Source organism: Brevundimonas sp. SPF441 (assembly GCF_009661015.1).
Lineage (GTDB): Bacteria > Pseudomonadota > Alphaproteobacteria > Caulobacterales > Caulobacteraceae > Brevundimonas > Brevundimonas vesicularis.
Genome location: NZ_WJWX01000024.1, coordinates 18,225 through 36,665, shown reverse-complemented (window position 1 = coordinate 36,665; position 18,441 = coordinate 18,225). Strand labels below are relative to the sequence as shown.

Here is an 18,441-nt window from a genome sequence, read left to right as displayed (position 1 = left end):
TTTAGTGCGCGGCGGTTCGAAACGAACCGGACCGATGACGCAAAATTCTACCTCCCAGCCCAGAAAGCCCAACGCGCGCAGCGCGGCGGTGACGGCTGGCCCGAACCGGGCGGCCGCCCGCTCTTATCTGCGCGCCGCCGGCATGCAGGACGCCGACTTCGACAAGCCGATGATCGGCATCGTCAACACCTGGTCGACGGTCACGCCGTGCAACATGCACCTGGATCGGCTGGCCAAGGACGTGCGCGCCGGCATCGTCGTGGCGGGCGGCTATCCGGTCGACTTCAACACCATCGTCGTCACCGACGGCATCTCGATGGGCACGGCGGGGATGAAGGCCTCGCTGATCAGCCGCGAGGTCGTCGCTGACTCGATAGAGCTGGCCATCGAAGGCCACCAGCTGGACGGCGTGGTCTGCATCGTCGGCTGCGACAAGACGATCCCGGCGGCGGCCATGGCCTTGGCGCGTATGGATATCCCCGGCCTGGTCTATTACGGCGGCACCATCATGCCCGGCGTGATCGGGACCAAGGAGGTCTCGGTCCAGGAAGTGTTCGAGGCCATCGGCGCCCATTCGGCCGGCGCGCTGGACGATGCGGGTCTGAAGGCGGTCGAGAGCGCGGTCTGCCCCGGCGCCGGCGCCTGCGGCGGTCAGTTCACGGCCAACACCATGGCTATGGCCCTGTCGGTCATGGGCATCAGCCCCATGGGCGCCAATGACGTGCCCGCCGTCGATCCGAACAAGGCGGCCGAGGGCGAGCGTTGCGGCCGCATCATCGTCGAGCGTGTCTTCGCCGGCGACACGGCCCGCAAATACATCACCCGCGCCAGCCTGAAGAACGCCGCCGTCGCCGTCTCGGCGTCGGGCGGGTCGACCAATGCGGTCATGCACCTGACGGCCATCGCGGCGGAAGCCGGCGTCGATTTCGGCGTCGAGGACTGCCATCAGGCCTGCGTCGAGGCGCCGGTCATCTGCGACCTGAAGCCGGGCGGCCGTTTCCTGGCCTCGCACCTGTTCGCCGCTGGCGGCACCCGCCTGGTCACCCAGCGGATGGCCGAGGCCGGCAAGATCGTGAATACCCCCACCGTCACCGGCCGCAGTCTGTTCGTCGAGGCGGCCGAGGCCGAGGAGACGCCGGGCCAGGTTGTGGTCACATCCTTCGACGCGCCGGTGATGGAACGCGGCAGCTTCGCAGTCATCTACGGCGACGTCGCTCCCGAAGGTGCGGTCATCAAGCTGACGGGTCACAAGGTCGATACGTTCGAAGGCCCGGCCTGCGTTTTCGACTCCGAGGAAGACGCCTTCCACGCCGTGCAGGACGGCTCGGTCGGTGAGGGCGACGTCATCATCATCCGCTACGAAGGACCCAAGGGCGGTCCCGGCATGCGCGAGATGCTGCAGGTCACCGCCGCCCTGAAGGGCCGCAAGATCGACAATGTCGCCCTGCTGACCGACGGCCGGTTCTCGGGCGCCAGCTACGGCTTCGTCGCCGGCCATGTCTCGCCGGAAGCCGCCGTCGGCGGCCCGATCGCCCTCATTCGCGATGGTGACCGCATCACCATCGACGTCACCAACCGCCGGATCGACGTCAATGTCGACCTGGCGACGCGCCGGGCGGGCTTTACGCCCCACGTAGTCCGCCCGGCGCGAGGCGTCTTCGCCAAATACCGCGCCTCGGTCGCCTCGGCCGCCCAGGGCGCCGTCACCATTCCCAACCCGCCGCCGGCTCAAGTTCCGGCATCCCACAAGACCAACGCTGCTCAGGACGCCTGATCCCCATGGCCATCACCATCTACACCAATGAAGACATCAAGCCGGGCGCCATCGCCGGTCAGCGCATCGCCATCATCGGCTATGGCTCGCAGGGCAGGGCTCACGCCCAGAACCTGCGCGACAGCGGCCATGACGTGGTCGCCGGCGTCCGTCACGGCGGCACGGGCTGGAAACACGCCACCGAGGACGGCATCGCGACCGCCGAGCCGGCCGAGGCCGTCAAGGGCGCCGACATCATCGCCATCCTGACGCCGGACATGGTCCAGGGCGAGGTCTATCGCGACATCGTCGAGCCGAACGCCAAGCAAGGCTCGGCCCTGCTGTTCGCCCACGGCTTCTCGATCATCTACGAGCGCGTCAAACCGCGCGAGGACATGGACGTCATCCTGGTGGCGCCCAAGGGGCCGGGCGATCTGGTCCGCCGCGAGTTCCAGCGCGGTCGCGGCGTGCCTTCGCTGTTCGCCATCGAGAAGGACGCGACCGGCAAGGCCCGCGACCGGGCCATGGGTTACGCCAAGGGCAATGGCGGCGCGACCGGCGGTCTGCTGGAGACCACCTTCCGCGAAGAGACCGAGACCGACCTGTTCGGCGAACAGGCAGTCCTGTGCGGCGGCGCCAAGGAACTGGTCATCCAGGGTTTCAACACCCTGGTCGAGGCCGGCTACCAGCCCGAGATCGCCTATTTCGAATGCCTGCACGAACTGAAGCTGATCGTGGACCTGTTCTACGAAGGCGGCATCTCCAAGATGCACCACTTCATCTCGGAAACGGCCAAATACGGCGCCGTCGCCAGCGGCCCGCGCGTGGTCAACGAGGAGACCAAGGCCCGCATGAAGACCATCCTGGACGAGATCCAGGACGGCACGTTCGCGCGCAACTGGATCACCGAGAACGAGGCCGGCAAGCCGCAGTACGAGGCCTGGCTGAAGGCGGACCGCGAAAGCCAGATCGAACAGGTCGGCGCGCGTCTGCGCGAGCGCATGGCCTGGCTGAACACGCCCAAGGCCGAGGCGGCCTGAGCCAGCACAAGACCGGATGACCCTGATGACCGCCGCCGCCTTCAAACCTCAAGCCGAGGCCGCCCCCCAATCGGGGGCGCGCCTGCTGGTTTCCACCCTGGAGCGGCTGGGGGTGGAGGTGGTGTTCGGTTATCCGGGCGGCGCCATCATGCCGGTCTATGACGCCCTAGCCGGCTCCAAGCTGAAGCACATCCTGGTCCGCCATGAGCAGGGCGCGGCCTTCGCCGCCGACGCCTATGCCAGGAAGAGCGGGCGGGTCGGGGTGTGCATGGCCACCTCGGGTCCCGGCGCCACCAACCTGGTCACCGGCATCGCCAATGCGATGATGGATTCGGTGCCGATGGTCTGCATCACCGGCAACGTCGCCCAAGGGTTGATGGGCACCGACGCCTTCCAGGAAATCGACATCCTGGGCGTCACCCTGCCGATCGTGAAACATTCGATCCTGGTCCGCTCGGCCGCCGAGGTTCCCGCCGCGATCGAGGAAGCCTTCCATATCGCTCGCTCGGGCCGCCCCGGTCCGGTTCTGGTCGATCTGCCCAAGGATGTGCAGTTCGAGACGACCGGCGAGGACTACGGTTTCTCCATTCCCAACCAGACGCCGCGCGTCGATCACGACGCCATCGCCGCCGCCGAGGCCGCGATCCGGGCGGCGAAGAAGCCGTTGGTCTATATCGGCGGCGGAGTGAAGATCGGCGGCGCGACCGAGGCTCTGCGCGCCTTCGTCGCCGCGACCGGCATCCCCCAGGTCTCGACCCTGAACGCCCTGGGCACCATCCCGACCGATGCGCCGGGCATGCTGGGCATGCTGGGCATGCACGGCACGCGCGCCGCCAACCACGCGGTGCAGGACAGCGATCTGCTGATCGTCGTCGGCGCCCGGTTCGACGACCGCGCGACGGGCAAGCTGGCCGAGTTCGCGCCCAACGCTCGCATCGTTCATTTCGACATCGACGCATCGGAAGTCGGCAAGCTGCGCAGCGCCAATGTCGCCGTCGTCGGCGAGCTGCGCGAAGGCGTTGAGGCGCTGACGGCGCGGATGCGGTCGGGCGCGGCGCTGGACATCCAGGCCTGGGCCAACGACTGCGCAGGTGCGGCCAAATCTGGCGCTCACCGCTATGACGCGCCGGGCGAGGGGGTCTATGCGCCCGCCCTGCTGAAGGAAATCTCGGAAGCGGCGGGCGATGATTTCGTCGCCGCCTGCGATGTGGGCCAGCATCAGATGTGGGCGGCCATGCACTGCCGTTTCGCCAAGCCGGAAGCCCACATCACCTCGGGCGGTCTGGGCGCGATGGGCTTCGGTCTGCCCGCCGGCATCGGCGCCAAGCTGGCCGATCCGTCCGCGACGGTCGTCACCATCGCCGGCGACGGCGGCTTCATGATGAACATCCAGGAGCTGGCGACGCTGAAGCGTTACGGCATCCCGTTGAAGATCGTGCTGATCGACAATTCCAGCCTGGGTCTGGTGCGCCAGTGGCAGGAGCTGTTCTTCGCCGAGAACTATTCCGAGATCGATCTGTCCGACAATCCGGACTTCGTGAAGGTCGCCGAAGCTTTCGGCATCGAGGCCTTCCGCATCGATCGCCGCGATCAGGTGTCCGACGGCATCCAGCGCCTGCTGGCCGCCGACGGTCCCTGCCTGGCCCATGTGGTCATCGACCCCCGAGACAATGTCTGGCCGCTGGTTCCGCCGGGCAAGAGCAATGCTGAAATGATGGAGGGCTCCTGAGATGAGCAACACGATCCACATCCAGATCGACCGCGCGGACGGTTCGCTTCAGCGTCTCATCGGCCTGGTGGAGCGCCGGGGCTTCCACATCGACGGCATGGCCCTGGCTGACGAGGGCGCCTTCCGCCGCATCGCCCTGACGGTGCGCGGCCGCGACGCCGGCCGCTGCATGGACAACCTGGGTCGCCAGATCGACCGGCTGTTCGGCGTGCGCCGCATCAGCAACGACATTATTCAATCCGAGGCCGCGTAATGATTACCCCCGAAAGCGTACGCGTATCGGGCGTATCCCGCACAGAGGAGATCGCCGCCGATCCCAACCGCGTCATCGTCTTCGACACGACGATGCGGGACGGGGAACAGGCTCCGGGCTTCTCGATGAGCGCCCAGGCCAAGGTGAAGATGGCCCAGGTTCTGCGGGACCTGGGCGTCGACGTTATCGAGGCCGGCTTCGCCGCCGCTTCGCCCGGCGACGAGGACTGCATCCGCCGCGTGGCCGGCGAGGTCGATGGACCGATCTTCTGCTCCCTGTCGCGCGCCAACGAGAAGGATATCGACGCCACCTTCCGCGCCCTGGCGCCGGCGCCGAAGTCGCACCGCCGGTGCCACACCTTCATCGGCACCAGCCCGATCCACCGCTCCGCCAAACTAAAGATGTCCACCAATGAGGTGCTGTCGACGGCCGTGCGGTCGGTGGAATACGCCCGCAGCCTGTTCGACGACGTCGAGTTCTCGGCCGAGGACGCCTTCCGCACCGAGCCGGAGTTTCTGGCCGATGTGCTGGAGGCTGCCGCCGACGCCGGCGCGCGCACTCTGAACGTCCCCGACACCGTCGGCTATGCGACCCCGGAAGAGGTGCGCGAGCGCTTCGCCGCCCTGGCCGCGCGCATCAAAAAACGCCATCCGCACGTGATCTTCTCGGCCCACTGCCACGACGACCTGGGCATGGCGGTCGCCAACTCTCTGGCCGCCATCGAGGGTGGGGCCCGTCAGGTCGAGGGCGCGATCAACGGCATCGGCGAACGCGCAGGCAACGCCTCGATCGAAGAAGTCATCATGGCCCTGAAGGTCCGCGAGGACCGTTATGGCGTCACCACCGGCGCCGACAGCCGCCACTTGGTCCGCGCCTCCAAGATTCTGTGCGAGATCACTGAGACGGTGATCGCCCGCAACAAGTCGGTGGTCGGCATCAACGCCTTCGCCCACGAAGCCGGCATCCATCAACACGGCATGCTGGCCGACAGCCGCACCTACGAGATCATGCGGCCCCAGGACGTGGGCTTCGAGGGCAGTTGGTTCGTGCTGGGCAAACACTCGGGCCGCCACGCCATCGCCAAGCGCGCCGAGACCATCGGCCGCCCCATCGAGGGCGAGCGCCTGGCGGCCGTGATCGTCGGCTTCAAACAGCGCGCGGACCAGATCGGCGAGATCAACGATGCGGAACTGATCGCCATCATCGACCGGGTCGACGGCGTGTCCGAGGTCGTGGCCCAATATGCCTGATCCCAAAACCCTGTTCGACAAGGTCTGGGACGCCCATGTCGTGCGGACGGAAACGGCCGATACGCCGGGGGTGCTGTATGTCGACCTGCATCTGGTCCACGAAGTCACCAGCCCCCAGGCCTTCAGCGAGATCGAGGCGCGCGGGCTGAGGGTGCGCCGTCCCGACCGGACCTATGCGACGCTGGATCATTCGACGCCCACGCTGCCGGCGGGGCTGAACGGGCTGAAACCCTATGTCACGGCCCAGGCCGAGGCTCAGGTCCATACTCTGGAGCGTAACTGCGCCGCCCACGGCGTGCCGCTGGCAGGGTGGGATTCGGACGATCGCGGCGTGGTCCATGTCATGGGGCCTGAGCTGGGCCTGACCCAGCCGGGCATGACGGTGGTCTGCGGCGACAGCCATACGGCGACGCACGGCGCCTTCGGGGCGCTGGCATTCGGCATCGGCACGTCCGAGGTCGGCCATGTGCTGGCGACCCAATGTCTGTTGCAGCGCAAGGCCAGGGCCATGCGGGTGACGGTGGACGGCCAACTGCAGCCGGGCGTGTCGGGCAAGGATGTCGCCCTGGCCGTCATCGCCGCCATCGGTTTCGGCGGCGGCACCGGCTATGTCATCGAATACGCGGGCGAGGCGGTGCGGTCGCTGGACATGGAAGGGCGCATGACCCTGTGCAACATGTCCATCGAGGCCGGCGCGCGGGCGGGCATGATCGCCCCGGACCAGACCACCATCGACTGGCTGCGCGGCCGCAAGCACGTCCCCGCCAACTATGAGGCGGCGACGGCCGAATGGCTGAAACTGTCCAGCGATCCGGGCGCGGTCTTCGACAAGGAAGTGACCATCGACGGCGCCGCTATCCGACCCATGGCGACCTGGGGCACGACGCCGGATGCGGGCGCGCCCATCGGCTCGCCCGTGCCGCAACCCCAGTCAGACTCAGACCGCAAGGCCATCGCCTATATGGGTTTCACCGCCGGGGAGGCGACGACCGACCAGCCGGTGGATGTCGTCTTCATCGGCTCCTGCACCAACGGGCGCCTGCCCGATCTCCGCGCCGCCGCCGAGGTGCTGCGTGGCCGCAAGGTCAAACCGGGCCTGCGCATGCTGGTGGTGCCGGGGTCCGAGGCCGTGCGTCGCGACGCCGAGGCCGAAGGCCTGGATCAGGTCTTCATCGCCGCCGGGGCCGAATGGCGCATTCCCGGCTGCTCGATGTGCATCGCCATGAACGGTGATTTCGTCGCGCCGGGCCAACTGGCCGTATCCACTTCGAACCGCAATTTCGAAGGCCGCCAGGGCAAGGACGCCCGCACCATCCTGGCCAGTCCAGCGACGGCGGCGGCGACGGCGGTGGCCGGAGTGCTGACCGATCCGCGCGTCTTTCTGAAGGAGGTCGAGCATGTCTGAACCGTTCCAGGTGCTGACCTCCAAGACCGTGATCTTGAGCCAGGCCAATATCGACACCGACCAGATCATTCCGGCGCGCTTCCTGACCACGACCACGCGCGAAGGGCTGGGCAAGGCCGCCTTCTATGACTGGCGTTACGAGGACGACGGCTCGGAAAAACCCGAGGCCATTCTGAACCGGATAGACCCGGCTGAGCATCGCATCCTGCTGGCGGGCCGGAACTTCGCCTGCGGTTCGTCGCGCGAACATGCGCCTTGGGCGCTGCTGGACTACGGGTTCCGGGCGGTGATCTCGACCGAAATCGCTGACATTTTTACATCGAATGCGCTGAAAAACGGCCTGCTGCCCATCGTCGTCAGCCAGGCGGTTTGGGACGATCTGGCGTCGCAGCCGGACCAGCCGGTCACGATCGACCTCCAGGCCAATCAGATCCAGCGCGGCAATGCCGAACCTGTGCCGTTCGGGGTCGAATCCTTCGCCCGTCAATGCCTGCTGGACGGGGTGGACACCCTGGGCTGGCTGCAATCAAACATGCCTGAAATCGAAGCCTACGAGCGATCGAAAGAGACCGTAAGATGAGCACCGCCGCCACCAAGACCTACAACATCGTCCTGCTGCCCGGCGATGGTGTTGGACCGGAGGTCACACGGGCCGCGCGTGATGTCTTGCGGGTCATCGGCGACTTCTATGGTCACCATTTCGAGTTCGCCGAGCATCTGATCGGCGGCGCGGCCATCGACGAGACGGGCGAGCCTTTGCCAGAGGCCACGCGCGCCGCCTGCGTCGCGTCCGACGCCGTGCTGCTGGGCGCGGTCGGCGGGCCGAAATGGGATGGCGGCAAGGCGCGTCCGGAACAGGGACTGTTGGCGATCCGCAAGGCGATGGGCCTGTTCGCCAATCTGCGGCCGTTGCAGGTGTCGCCGGTGCTGGCGCACCGCTCCCCGCTGAAGAAGGAGATCGTCGAGGGCGTCGATCTGATCGTCTTCCGCGAACTGACCGGCGGCGTCTATTTCGGTGAGAAGACCCGCACCGCCGATCGCGCCACCGACCTGTGCGAATACACCGTGCCGGAGATCGAGCGGGTGACCCGCGCCGCCTTCCAGACCGCCCAACAGCGTCGCGGCAAGGTGACCTCGGTCGACAAGGCCAATGTGATGGAGACCAGCCGTCTGTGGCGCGAGGTCGTGACCCGCATCCATGCCGAGGAGTTCCCAGACATCACCCTGGAGCACGCCCTGGTAGACTCCATGGCCATGCACCTGATCCGCAAGCCACGCGAATACGACGTCATCCTGACCGAAAACATGTTCGGCGACATCCTGTCGGACGAGATCTCTGTTCTGGGCGGCTCTATCGGCCTGTTGCCGTCGGCGTCGCTGGGCGCGGGCGGGCCGGGTCTGTTCGAGCCGATCCACGGCTCGGCGCCGGACATCGCCGGTCAGGATCTGGCCAATCCGGTTGGGACCATCCTGTCGGCAGCCCTGCTGCTGCGTCACAGCCTGAAACTGGAGGACGAGGCTGATTCCATCGAGGCCGCCGTCGCGGCGGTTCTGGCGGCCGGCGCCGTGACGGCCGATCTGGGCGGCGCACTGGGCACGCGCGCGGCGACCGAAGCCGTCATCGACGCCATCCGCGCCATCCACTGGGCGGCAGCGCACCGGGTGCAAATGCACTGGGCCTGACGGCTTAAACTGAAGCTGAAAATCCTGCCGCTCAGCTTGGCTTTGTCGGCATAAAAAATCTGATATCGGGCCGCAGCATCGCAAGATCGTGCGGCCCTGTTCTTTTTCTTCATGACCGTTGCAAGAAAGTTGCGCCGTTCACGGTCTAGCCCCTTGCGCCTATCGCAAATGCGGTAAAATCTTCGCAACTGCGAGATTGCATAGGGGGTACTAGCTCATGTCGCAGACCACGAAACGACTTACGGGAGCGGCTGCGCTCCTACTTCCCACACTCTGTCTGATGGCTGCCGGCGCGGCGAATGCGCAGGGCGCCGCGCCCGCCTTGCTCGGCCACCAGGCCGCGCTTGAGCTGGACAGCGCCGGCGCCTCATGGCTCGGCACCTCGACCGCCCTGGTTCTGCTGATGACCCTCCCCGGTCTGGCGCTGTTCTATGGCGGCATGGTGCGCAAGAAGAACGTCATCGCCACCATCACCCAGTCCGTCGGCGTCTTCGCCGTGGTGTCCCTGGTATGGTTCATCGCCGGCTACAGCCTGGCCTTTGGCAAGAACGAGAGCGCCGGCCTTCAGCCCTTCATCGGCAGCCTGGACATGCTGTTCCTGAACGGCGTGTCGCTGAAGACAGCCAACGCCCTGCTGCCGGGCATTCCCGAATTCCTGTTCATCTCCTTCCAGATGACCTTCGCCATCATCACACCGGCGCTGATCACCGGCGCCTTCGCCGAGCGGTTCAAATATTCGGCGCTGTTGCTGTTCACCGCCCTGTGGTCGCTGCTGGTCTATGCGCCGATCTGCCACTGGGTCTGGGGCGGCGGTTTCCTCGGTTCGGCGGGCGTGCTGGACTTCGCGGGCGGCGCCGTCGTTCACGTCAATTCGGGCGTCGCGGGCCTGGTGTGCGCCATCTTCCTGGGTCGCCGTAAGGGTTATGGCACAGAGGTCATCACCGCCCACAACCCCGTCCTGACCATGATCGGCGCCTCGCTGCTGCTGGTCGGCTGGATCGGCTTCAACGCCGGTTCGGCGGGCGCCGCCAACGATCTGATGGGCGTGGCGCTGCTGAACACCATCCTGGCCGCCGCCGCCGCCGCCCTGACCTGGAAGGTCGTCGAATATATCGAGAAGAAGAAGGTCTCGCTGATCGGCATGCTGTCGGGCGTCGTCGCCGGTCTGGTCGCCATCACCCCGGCGGCCGGCTTCGTCGACCCCAAGGGCGCAGTCATCATCGGTCTGATCGCCGGCCCGGCCTGCTACGCCTCGTCGGTGTGGATCAAGAAGCTGCTGCGCTACGACGACAGCCTGGACGCCTTCGGCATCCACGGCGCGGGCGGCCTGATCGGCGCCCTGCTGACCGGCGTGTTCGCCACGACCGCGATCAACAGCCTGTCGGAAGGCGCCAACGTCGGCGCCCAGGCCCTGGGCCTGCTGTGGACCATCGTCTACAGCGCCGTCGGCACCCTGATCATCCTGTTTATCTGCAAGTTCACCACGGGCCTGCGCGTGAGCGAGGCGGAAGAGGCCGCCGGTCTGGACACCTCGCTGCATGGCGAGGCGCTGGAACACTGAGCTGAGACCGGGCGCGGCTCCCAAACCCGCGCCCGGCCTCGACCTCGAATAACGACAACAAGGGGATAGACTATGAAAAAAACCATCATCTGCGCGGCCGCCGCCGCAACGCTCGCCGCAGGACTGATCGGCCTCGCCGCGCCGGCCTCGGCCCAGAGCACCGTCGATGTCGCCTGGAACGTCGGTGTCGTCAGCGACTATGTCTTCCGCGGCTTCAGCCAGACCGGTGAAGATCCCGCCATTCAGGGCGGCGTCGACCTGACGTCGGGCGGCTTCTACGCCGGGGCTTGGGCCTCCAACGTCGATTTCGGCGACGACACCGATGCGGAGGTCGATCTCTACGGCGGCTATCGTGCCGAGGCCGGCGGCTTCGCGCTCGACTTCGGCGTGATCGGCTATCTGTATGTCGGGGAGCCGGACGGCGCAGACTATAACTACGCCGAGTTCAAGGCTGCGGCCTCGCGCGCGGTCGGCCCTGCGACCTTCGGCGCGGCCGTCTATTACTCGCCCGACTTCTTCGGCATCGACGACGAGGCGACCTATGCCGAGGTCAACGCCGCCTTCTCGCCGGCGCCCAAGTGGACGGTGTCGGGCGCGCTCGGCAAGCAATGGCTGGACGTCAGCGACGACTACACCACCTGGAATGTCGGCGTCGGCTATGCCCTGACCGACAAGGTGGGCCTCGATGTCCGCTATCACGACACCGATGTGGACGGCGTGCCCGGCGCCGAAGACCGCATCGTCGGCGCGGTGAAGCTCACCTTCTGAGCCGCGCCAGCCCGAAATGAGTACGGCCCCGGAGAGCGATCTCCGGGGCCGTTTTCGTATCAGCGGGCGTAGCGGTCGTGGACGGGGTCGTAGCTGTCCCAGACCTTGCCGTCGGCGAGCGACCGCAGCAGCTTCAGATATTCCGCGTGGGTCCAGGCTAGGGGCGTCGCCGAGTCCGTATTCTGACCCACGTCGTAATCCTTGGCCGTCGGGTTTCCGACGCCGTCCCACACCTGTTCGGCCAGCATCAACCCGCCGTTGGCGAACCGCTCCATGCCGCGCACATAGGTCTGACGGATGGCGGCGATGTCGGCGGCCGAGGGGGCGCCGTTCACGCTGACGCGGGCCAGTTCATAGTGACCGCGCTCGCCCGTGAAGAAGGGCCAGACCCGACCGCGCTGGCCAGGGCTCATTTCCCCGCCGACGCCGTAGTTTGCGCCCGTCACATGGTCCTCGCCATAGCCATCGACGCCATAACGGCGCCAGCCCGGCGTCTTGTCGCCCTCGGGACCGAAGTCGTAGCGGACGCGATAGAGCGGCTCCAGCGACTGATCGTCATAGACGGGCAGGGTGGACAGGATGTGCGGATCGTCGGCCTTGCGCACCCCATAGCGCACCAGTTCTAGGAAGCCGCCGTCCACGACCCGGTCTTCCGCCGGCGCGATCTGGCCATTGGCGGCGCCGATCGGGGCCTTGTCGTTCGGGTTTTCGTTCTGAGTGATGCGGATGAAGTAGCGACCGTCGCCGAAGTCGCCGTTGGTGGTGAACATCCGGTCTTCGATCTTGGACGCATAGCTGTCGGCCGCGATCTGGTAGCGCGTCGCGTCGGCGGCGTCGCCCGAGGCGCGCGCCATTTCAGCGGCGACCGTCAGGCCCGCGACCACGGCGGCGGTGCTGGAAGGCGAATAGCCCTGCTGCTCCTCCCAGCGTTCCTGCTGGGTGAAGGGCGGCTTGATCTCCGCGTCGTTCCACATCAGCCCGATCTTGCCGCCGTCCACCAGGAAGTCGGCCGCCGGCTTCAGCATGGACCGATAGTGTTCGGTCATCTGGGCGTCGGACAGCCAGCCCATCTTCCACAGACGATAGCCCAGCATGATCGGCATGGCGGTCTGGTCCAACTGGACCGCGACCCACTCCAGTTCGCCATCGACGTGCGTCTTCTGCAGGAACCAGCCGCCGGCGCCGGTGTTGCCGGGCGTGTTCGGGCCGACCTGGACCTGGGGCAGATAGTTGAAGGCCGCCAGCGGCGTCTCCTTGTCGCCTAGCGCCGCCAGAGCCATCGCCACCTGATAGAAGTCACGCGGCCAGACGGCCTTGTAGCCGGTCGAGGACTTCGACGCGTCCACCGTGTCGCCCCACGGGTTCGACAGTGACGCGATCAGGGCGCCGGCGTGGGTGCGATCCTCCTGAACCTTCAGCATCAGAGCCGAGGCGTAGGCCAGTTTGCCGCCGTCGGTCGCCTGCTCGGCGATGCGCGGCAGCTCGGTGAGAGAACCGACATAATCCTCCCAACCCACGCGCTCGCCCTCGCCGTTGAAGCGGGCCAGCACTTCGTCCAGACCGGTCGCGAACGAACCGTCCGCAGCCGCGCGCGCCTCAGCCTCGCTCGCGCCGAAGCCGATGACGAAGTCGCGCGTGATCCGGCTGCTTTGGCGCAGGCGCGGCAGGGCCCCGGTCATCATCGTGTTGCCGGCCTGATCGCCGGTGGAGGCGTAGGTCCAGTCCAGCTTGCCGTCCTTCAGATCCGTCAGGCCGTCCGAGGCGCCGACGAAGCCGACGCTGGCCTTTTCGAAGGCCTCGCTGGGCTTCAGGAACAGGTGGGTGTCGCCTTCCCAGGCGTGGAAACCGTCGCGCGTCACCGCGCCCCGATCGTCGACGCCGGTATTCGCGATGTGCGGCTCCAGCATCAGATAGGGCGTCACATCGCCCTTCAGCGCCGTGATGGTGACGCGCAACACCAGGGCGTTGCGGTCGGGATCGCTGAAGATCTGCTTTTCGATCTCAAAGCGGCCGTTCTTGTCCTGCGTCGTGACGCGATAAGCCGGCGAGAGCGGACGCCCCTGTTCGTCGACGTGCAGATATTCTGTGCGGCTGGTGGTGTCGTCGCCTTCGACGACCAGACCGTCCTGGGTCACGCCCGCGAAGCGCAGCGCCTTGATCTGGGCCTCATGGATCAGGCCGTACATGGTCTCGGTCAGGACGCCGTCGGCGATGGAATACCAGACCTTGGACACCGCGCCGGTCGGGCCGCCGTCGCGATATTGGCCATCAACATAGGCCTCGTAAGAGGCGCCGGCGCCGGTTTTCGCCGCGCTGGACCAGACGGGCGGGGCGCCGGGCGCGCCGGGGGCGACGCCCGATTGGGCGCTTGCGGCGGAAGCGAGGGCCAGGCCGGCGGCGCCGGCCAGGCAGAAGGTACGGAAGTGACGCATTGTGGTCCTCACGGGTTGCGCGTGGGGGCGGGGGAAAGAAGGAAGGTCAGAGGCACGTCCAGGCGCTGGTTCCAGGACGCTTCATTGTGCTGAGCGCCGGGGAAGACCAGGCTGCGGAAGTCGCCGGGCCCATAGCCGCGACGGCGGAAAGTCTGATCTACCTGGGTCTGGAAGACGGCGTAGAACTGATCCAGCGTCTCGTCACCCCGGTCGAAGTAGAAGCGGTGGTCGCCCGCTTCGGGCAGGCCGCGTTCGATCACGTCGGTCCAGGCGGCGACCAGGCGTTCGCGCCAGGCGTCCAGCGTCGCGCCGGGCTTAAGCCCTTCGACCTTCAGCGGCCAATGGGTGGACAGACAGGCGGCGGCCGAAAAGACCTGCGGCCGTTTCATCACCGCATACATCGAGATCAGGCCGCCCATGCTGGAGCCGGCGATCATCGTGTCCAGCGGCCCGCTCAAGGTGCGGTAGGCGCCGTCGATGAAGGGCTTCAACTCCTCGACCAGGAACCGCAGATAGCCGTCGGACAAGGACGGGCCGCCGTAAATGGCCTGGACCTCGTCGCGCATGTCGGCGGGCAGGGCGGCGATCAGGTCGGCGGGGACATATTCCCTCAGCCGCAGGTCGGTGTTCCAGATCCCCACCACGATCGGCGTCCGCACCTCACCGCTTTCGATCAGCCGCGTCAGATGCTCGTCCACGCCCCATTCGCCGAAGTTGGCCGTGGCCGGATCGAACAGGTTCTGGCCGTCGTGCATGTAGAGAACAGGCCAGGCGGCGTCGGACGCCTCATATCCGGGCGGCAGCCAGACCGAGACGTTGCGCGCCTTCACATGGGCCGACGCGACCGCCTCATGCAGCACCAGCCGCCCGCCCGCGATGGCGCCCTCAGCACGCGCCGCGCCGGCGAAGGGCAGGGCGGCCATGAGGGCCAGAAGACCCCGACGGTTCATCCGCGATGCTCCCTGACCATCAGCGCGCTGGCGGCGGCCAGGACGAAGGAGACGGCGCCCAGCACCAGGGCCCAGATCGCTTGGCCATCGAACAGGGTCTTCAGGATCAGGCCCAGAACCGTGGCGGCCAACAGCTGGGGCACGACGATGAAGATGTTGAAGACGCCCATATAGACGCCCATTTTTCGGTCCGGCACCGCCGCCGACAGGATGGCGTAGGGCATGGAGACGATCGACGCCCAGGCGAAACCGACGCCGATCATCGGCAGCCAAAGCAGTCCGGGCTCGCGGATGGCGAAGACGCCGAACAGGCCGGCTGCGCCAAGCAGCAGCATCAGCGCGTGGGTCGCCTTTCGTCCGATCCGTTTGGCGATGACCGGCAGGGTGAAGGCCGCCAGGGCCGCCACGCCGTTGTAGACCCCGAACAGAACCCCCACCCAGTCCGCGCCCGTGGCGTAGGCGGCCGAGGTGGTGTCGGTCGCGCCGTAATGGACGCGGGTCACGGCCGCGGTGGTGTAGATCCACATGGCGAACAGAGCGAACCAACTGAAGAACTGGACGACAGCCAGGCCGCGCATCGTCTCGGGCATGCGGAAGATGTCGTTCAAGATTTCGGTCGCGGCGTTGGTGATGCGGCGACGCTGCATCATGCCCACGGCGATCTGCAGCAGGCCGAACCCGGCGAAGAAGCCCGCCAGGATCAGCAGCTCCTTCTCCAGATCGAGCGCGCCGATCAGCACGAAACCCAGCCCGCCGAGTACGGCGCACACCAGGCCCGATGTCATCCAGCCCTGGACGCTGCGGGCCGGCGCTTCGGCCTCGACGGGCGCGGTCGGCGCATCGTCTCGGGCGCGTTCGAAGGCCGCGATCTGTTCGGGGCTGTATTCCTTGGTCGACAGCACCGTCCACAGCACGGCCGAGAACAGGCCGGCGGCGCCGACGTAGAAGGCGATCTTGACCGACAGGGGCACCACGCCCGCCTCGGCGGTCGAGGCGATATCGAAGACGTTGGACAACAGCCACGGCAGGACCGAGGCGAAGACCGCGCCGGCGCCGATGAAGAAGCTCTGCATCGCATAGCCTGCGGTGCGCTGCTCCTCCGGCAGGTTGTCGCCGACGAAGGCGCGGAACGGCTCCATGGTGATGTTGATCGAGGCGTCCATGATCCACAGCATGGCCGCAGCGAACCACAGGCTGGGGCTGTTGGGCATGGCGATTAGCGCCAGGGTGGTGGCGATGGCCCCGACCAGGAAATAGGGCCGCCGCCGGCCGAATCGCGTCCAGGTCTTGTCGCTGAAATGGCCGATGATCGGCTGGACCAGCAGACCCGTCAGCGGCGCGGCGATCCACAGGATCGCCAGGCTGTCGACCTCGGCCCCCAGCGTCTGGAAGATCCGGCTGGTGTTGGCGTTCTGCAGGCCGAAGCCGATCTGGATGCCGAAGAAGCCGACGCACATGTTCCAGATCGCCAGGCCGGACAGGCGCGGGCGGTGCGAGAGCAGGGTCATCCGCGTCGCGCCCGACCGACCGGCACGAACCGGATCGCCTGACCGCCGCCGGGGGCCAGCGCCAGGGTCAGGGTGTCAGACGACGTCACCTCGCGCTGCTGGATGACGATGTCCTCGCGCTTGCCGCGATAGTCGGCGTTGGGCCCGTCGCGATAGATTTCGGCCCGATATCGACGGCCGGCGTCCAGGAAATCCAGCGGGGCCTTCAGGACGCGCGGATGCTCGTCGGTGACGGCGCCCAGGGCCCAGACATCCGTGCCGCGCTGCTTGCGAACCGTGACGACATAGTCGCCCATGGCGGCGTCCAGCGTGCGGCTCTCGCTCCAGTCGACCGGCACATCTTTGATGAACTGGAACGGGCCAGGGTTGGCCTCGTAGTTGATCAGCAGGTCCGCCGCCATCTGGATCGGGCTGTAGATCACGACATAAAGCGCCAGCTGCTTGGCCCAGGTCGTCTGCACTCCGCCGGGGCTGCGCGTCTCCATGCCGAAGATGCCGGGCGTATAGTCCATCGGCCCGGCCAGCAGGCGGGTGAACACCAGGTTCGGCTCATGCTCGGGCGGATTGCCGGGATTGCCCCAAGCCGAATATTCCATCCCGCGCTGGCCCTCGCGGCTGATGATGTTGGGATAGGTGCGGCGAAGGCCGGTGTCCTTGAACGGCTCGTGAGCGTTGACGGCGACCTTGTGGCGATAGCCGGCCTCGATCACGCGCATATGGTGCTGCGCCATCGCCTGGCTCTCGTGCCAGGCCATCACCATCTGTCCGTCCGGCCCGGCGACGCGGGCGCCTTGCGCGTCGGCGACGTAACCGGTCTTCACCGAATGGACGCCGAGGCGTTCATACAGGGCCATGGCCGGTTCGAGCTGCTGCTCATAGTGGAAGGCGTTGCCGCCGGTCTCGTGGTGGCCGATCAGCTGCACGCCCTTGGACCGCGCGTGGGTGCAGACCGCTTCGATATCGAAGTCGGGATAGGCCTCGGTGAAGCTGAAGTCCGCGCCGTTGGCGAACCACTGGCCGTCCCAGCCCTTGTTCCAGCCTTCGACCAGCACCCCGCCCAGCCCGTGCTTGGCGGCGAAGTCGATGTGTTTGATCGCATTCTCGGTGGTCGCGCCGTGCTTGGGCCCGGAGTTCCAGGTCTTCAGGTCCAGGTGCATTTCCCACCAGACGCCGACGTATTTCATCGGCTTGAACCAGCTGACGTCACCCAGCTTGTTGGGCTCGTTCAGGTTCAGGATCAGGCTGGAATCCAGCAGGCCCGAGGCGCTGTCTGAGATTTGCAGGGTTCGCCAGGGCGTGTTGAACGGCGCCTCGCGCACCACCGCCGCATTGGTGAGGCCCGGCGTCAGCTGAGCGCGGAACTTCGTTTCCTCCGACCGGCGCAGGTTCATCCCTGCGTAGTCGATGCAGGCGGCCTCGTGGATGGAGACGTGCAGGCCCGACTGGCCTCGAACCGTCATCGGCGTCTGGGCGCTGCCGACCGCATCGATGGGCGTGCGGCTGTAGAGATATTCCTCGCGGTTCCACTCCCAGGCCGGGCACCACAGGGCCTCGCCGTTTTCGGCCAGGTTGAACTCGGTGATCTCCGAACCTATCCGGACGGTGGTCAGGCCAGCCTGCTGCGGGAACTCGTAACGGAAGCCCAGACCGTCGTCGTAAAGGCGGAAGACCACGTCCACGCGGCGTCGCAGGCCGCCGGTCTCGGCATAGGCGACGCGCCATTCGTTGTAGTGGTTGCGGATGAACTGACGCTCGCCCCACGGCTGCTCCCAAGTCTCATCGACCGTGACCGGCTGACCGGCGGTGATGGCCAGGCCGCGCTCGATGGCGGGGGCGTCGGTCAGCAGGAAGCCCAGCTTGGACGGGGCCACCACGACCCGGCCCTGGCGCAGAACCGAATACATCGGCCGGCCGTCGTTGTCGGTGAAGGCCTCGACCGTCAGCACGCCGCCGGGCGACGATGCGCGGGCGTGGGTCGGCGTCGTCTGGGCGCGCACGCCGCTGGCCCCGAACGCCAGGATCGACACGCCGCCGAGGGCCAGGAAAGATCTGCGTTTCATCATGGGAACTCCGTTACGCCGCCTCTTGCCAACCGCCGCGAACGGTGGC

At 66.9% G+C, this 18,441-nt stretch carries 14 protein-coding genes; 10 read left to right on the top strand and 4 right to left on the bottom strand.

Annotated features, from left to right (window positions below; all coding sequences use genetic code 11):
• The first annotated feature begins 34 nt into the window (after positions 1–34).
• From GGC30_RS12985 to GGC30_RS12940, 10 genes are all read left to right on the top strand, one after another.
• Positions 35–1,774: a dihydroxy-acid dehydratase gene (locus GGC30_RS12985; protein WP_153924931.1), complete on the top strand. Its 1,740-nt coding sequence runs from the start codon at positions 35–37 to the stop codon at positions 1,772–1,774.
• Between the two features lie 5 nt (positions 1,775–1,779).
• Positions 1,780–2,793, top strand: a complete 1,014-nt coding sequence (gene ilvC, locus GGC30_RS12980) for a ketol-acid reductoisomerase (protein WP_153924928.1) — start codon at positions 1,780–1,782, stop codon at positions 2,791–2,793.
• Positions 2,794–2,809: 16 nt separating this feature from the next.
• The gene (gene ilvG, locus GGC30_RS12975) at positions 2,810–4,522 is read left to right on the top strand and encodes an acetolactate synthase 2 catalytic subunit (protein WP_153924925.1); all 1,713 of its coding nucleotides are present in this window, start codon (positions 2,810–2,812) and stop codon (positions 4,520–4,522) included.
• Between the two features lies 1 nt (position 4,523).
• The gene (locus tag GGC30_RS12970; protein WP_039244600.1) at positions 4,524–4,775 is read left to right on the top strand and encodes an ACT domain-containing protein; all 252 of its coding nucleotides are present in this window, start codon (positions 4,524–4,526) and stop codon (positions 4,773–4,775) included.
• Positions 4,775–6,025, top strand: a complete 1,251-nt coding sequence (locus GGC30_RS12965; RefSeq protein WP_153924922.1) for a 2-isopropylmalate synthase — start codon at positions 4,775–4,777, stop codon at positions 6,023–6,025. Before GGC30_RS12970 ends, GGC30_RS12965 begins: the two co-directional genes overlap by 1 nt.
• Positions 6,018–7,430: a 3-isopropylmalate dehydratase large subunit gene (gene leuC / locus GGC30_RS12960; RefSeq protein WP_153924919.1), complete on the top strand. Its 1,413-nt coding sequence runs from the start codon at positions 6,018–6,020 to the stop codon at positions 7,428–7,430. The genes GGC30_RS12965 and leuC overlap by 8 nt, the downstream gene beginning before the upstream one ends.
• Positions 7,423–8,010, top strand: coding sequence for a 3-isopropylmalate dehydratase small subunit (gene leuD / locus GGC30_RS12955; protein ID WP_153924916.1), 588 nt, complete (start codon positions 7,423–7,425; stop codon positions 8,008–8,010). Before leuC ends, leuD begins: the two co-directional genes overlap by 8 nt.
• The gene (gene leuB / locus GGC30_RS12950) at positions 8,007–9,113 is read left to right on the top strand and encodes a 3-isopropylmalate dehydrogenase (RefSeq protein WP_091748404.1); all 1,107 of its coding nucleotides are present in this window, start codon (positions 8,007–8,009) and stop codon (positions 9,111–9,113) included. Before leuD ends, leuB begins: the two co-directional genes overlap by 4 nt.
• A gap of 280 nt (positions 9,114–9,393) precedes the next feature.
• Positions 9,394–10,674, top strand: a complete 1,281-nt coding sequence (locus tag GGC30_RS12945; protein ID WP_153924913.1) for an ammonium transporter — start codon at positions 9,394–9,396, stop codon at positions 10,672–10,674.
• Positions 10,675–10,746: 72 nt separating this feature from the next.
• On the top strand, positions 10,747–11,442 hold the full coding sequence (locus GGC30_RS12940) for a TorF family putative porin (RefSeq protein WP_153924909.1): 696 nt from the start codon (positions 10,747–10,749) through the stop codon (positions 11,440–11,442).
• 59 nt (positions 11,443–11,501) lie between these two features.
• Here GGC30_RS12940 and GGC30_RS12935 read toward each other — a convergent pair whose 3' ends face one another.
• The 4 genes from GGC30_RS12935 to GGC30_RS12920 are packed head-to-tail and all read right to left on the bottom strand — an operon-like array spanning position 11,502 to position 18,392.
• Complete coding sequence (locus GGC30_RS12935; protein ID WP_153924906.1) at positions 11,502–13,874, bottom strand: glucan 1,4-alpha-glucosidase; 2,373 nt, start codon at positions 13,872–13,874, stop codon at positions 11,502–11,504.
• A gap of 8 nt (positions 13,875–13,882) precedes the next feature.
• Positions 13,883–14,824, bottom strand: coding sequence for an alpha/beta hydrolase (locus GGC30_RS12930; RefSeq protein ID WP_153924902.1), 942 nt, complete (start codon positions 14,822–14,824; stop codon positions 13,883–13,885).
• A complete protein-coding gene (locus GGC30_RS12925; RefSeq protein WP_153924899.1) occupies positions 14,821–16,332 on the bottom strand; it encodes an MFS transporter in 1,512 nt (503 codons plus the stop codon). The genes GGC30_RS12930 and GGC30_RS12925 overlap by 4 nt, the downstream gene beginning before the upstream one ends.
• On the bottom strand, positions 16,329–18,392 hold the full coding sequence (locus GGC30_RS12920) for a glycoside hydrolase family 97 protein (RefSeq protein WP_228763741.1): 2,064 nt from the start codon (positions 18,390–18,392) through the stop codon (positions 16,329–16,331). The genes GGC30_RS12925 and GGC30_RS12920 overlap by 4 nt, the downstream gene beginning before the upstream one ends.
• Between the last annotated feature and the right edge of the window lie 49 nt (positions 18,393–18,441).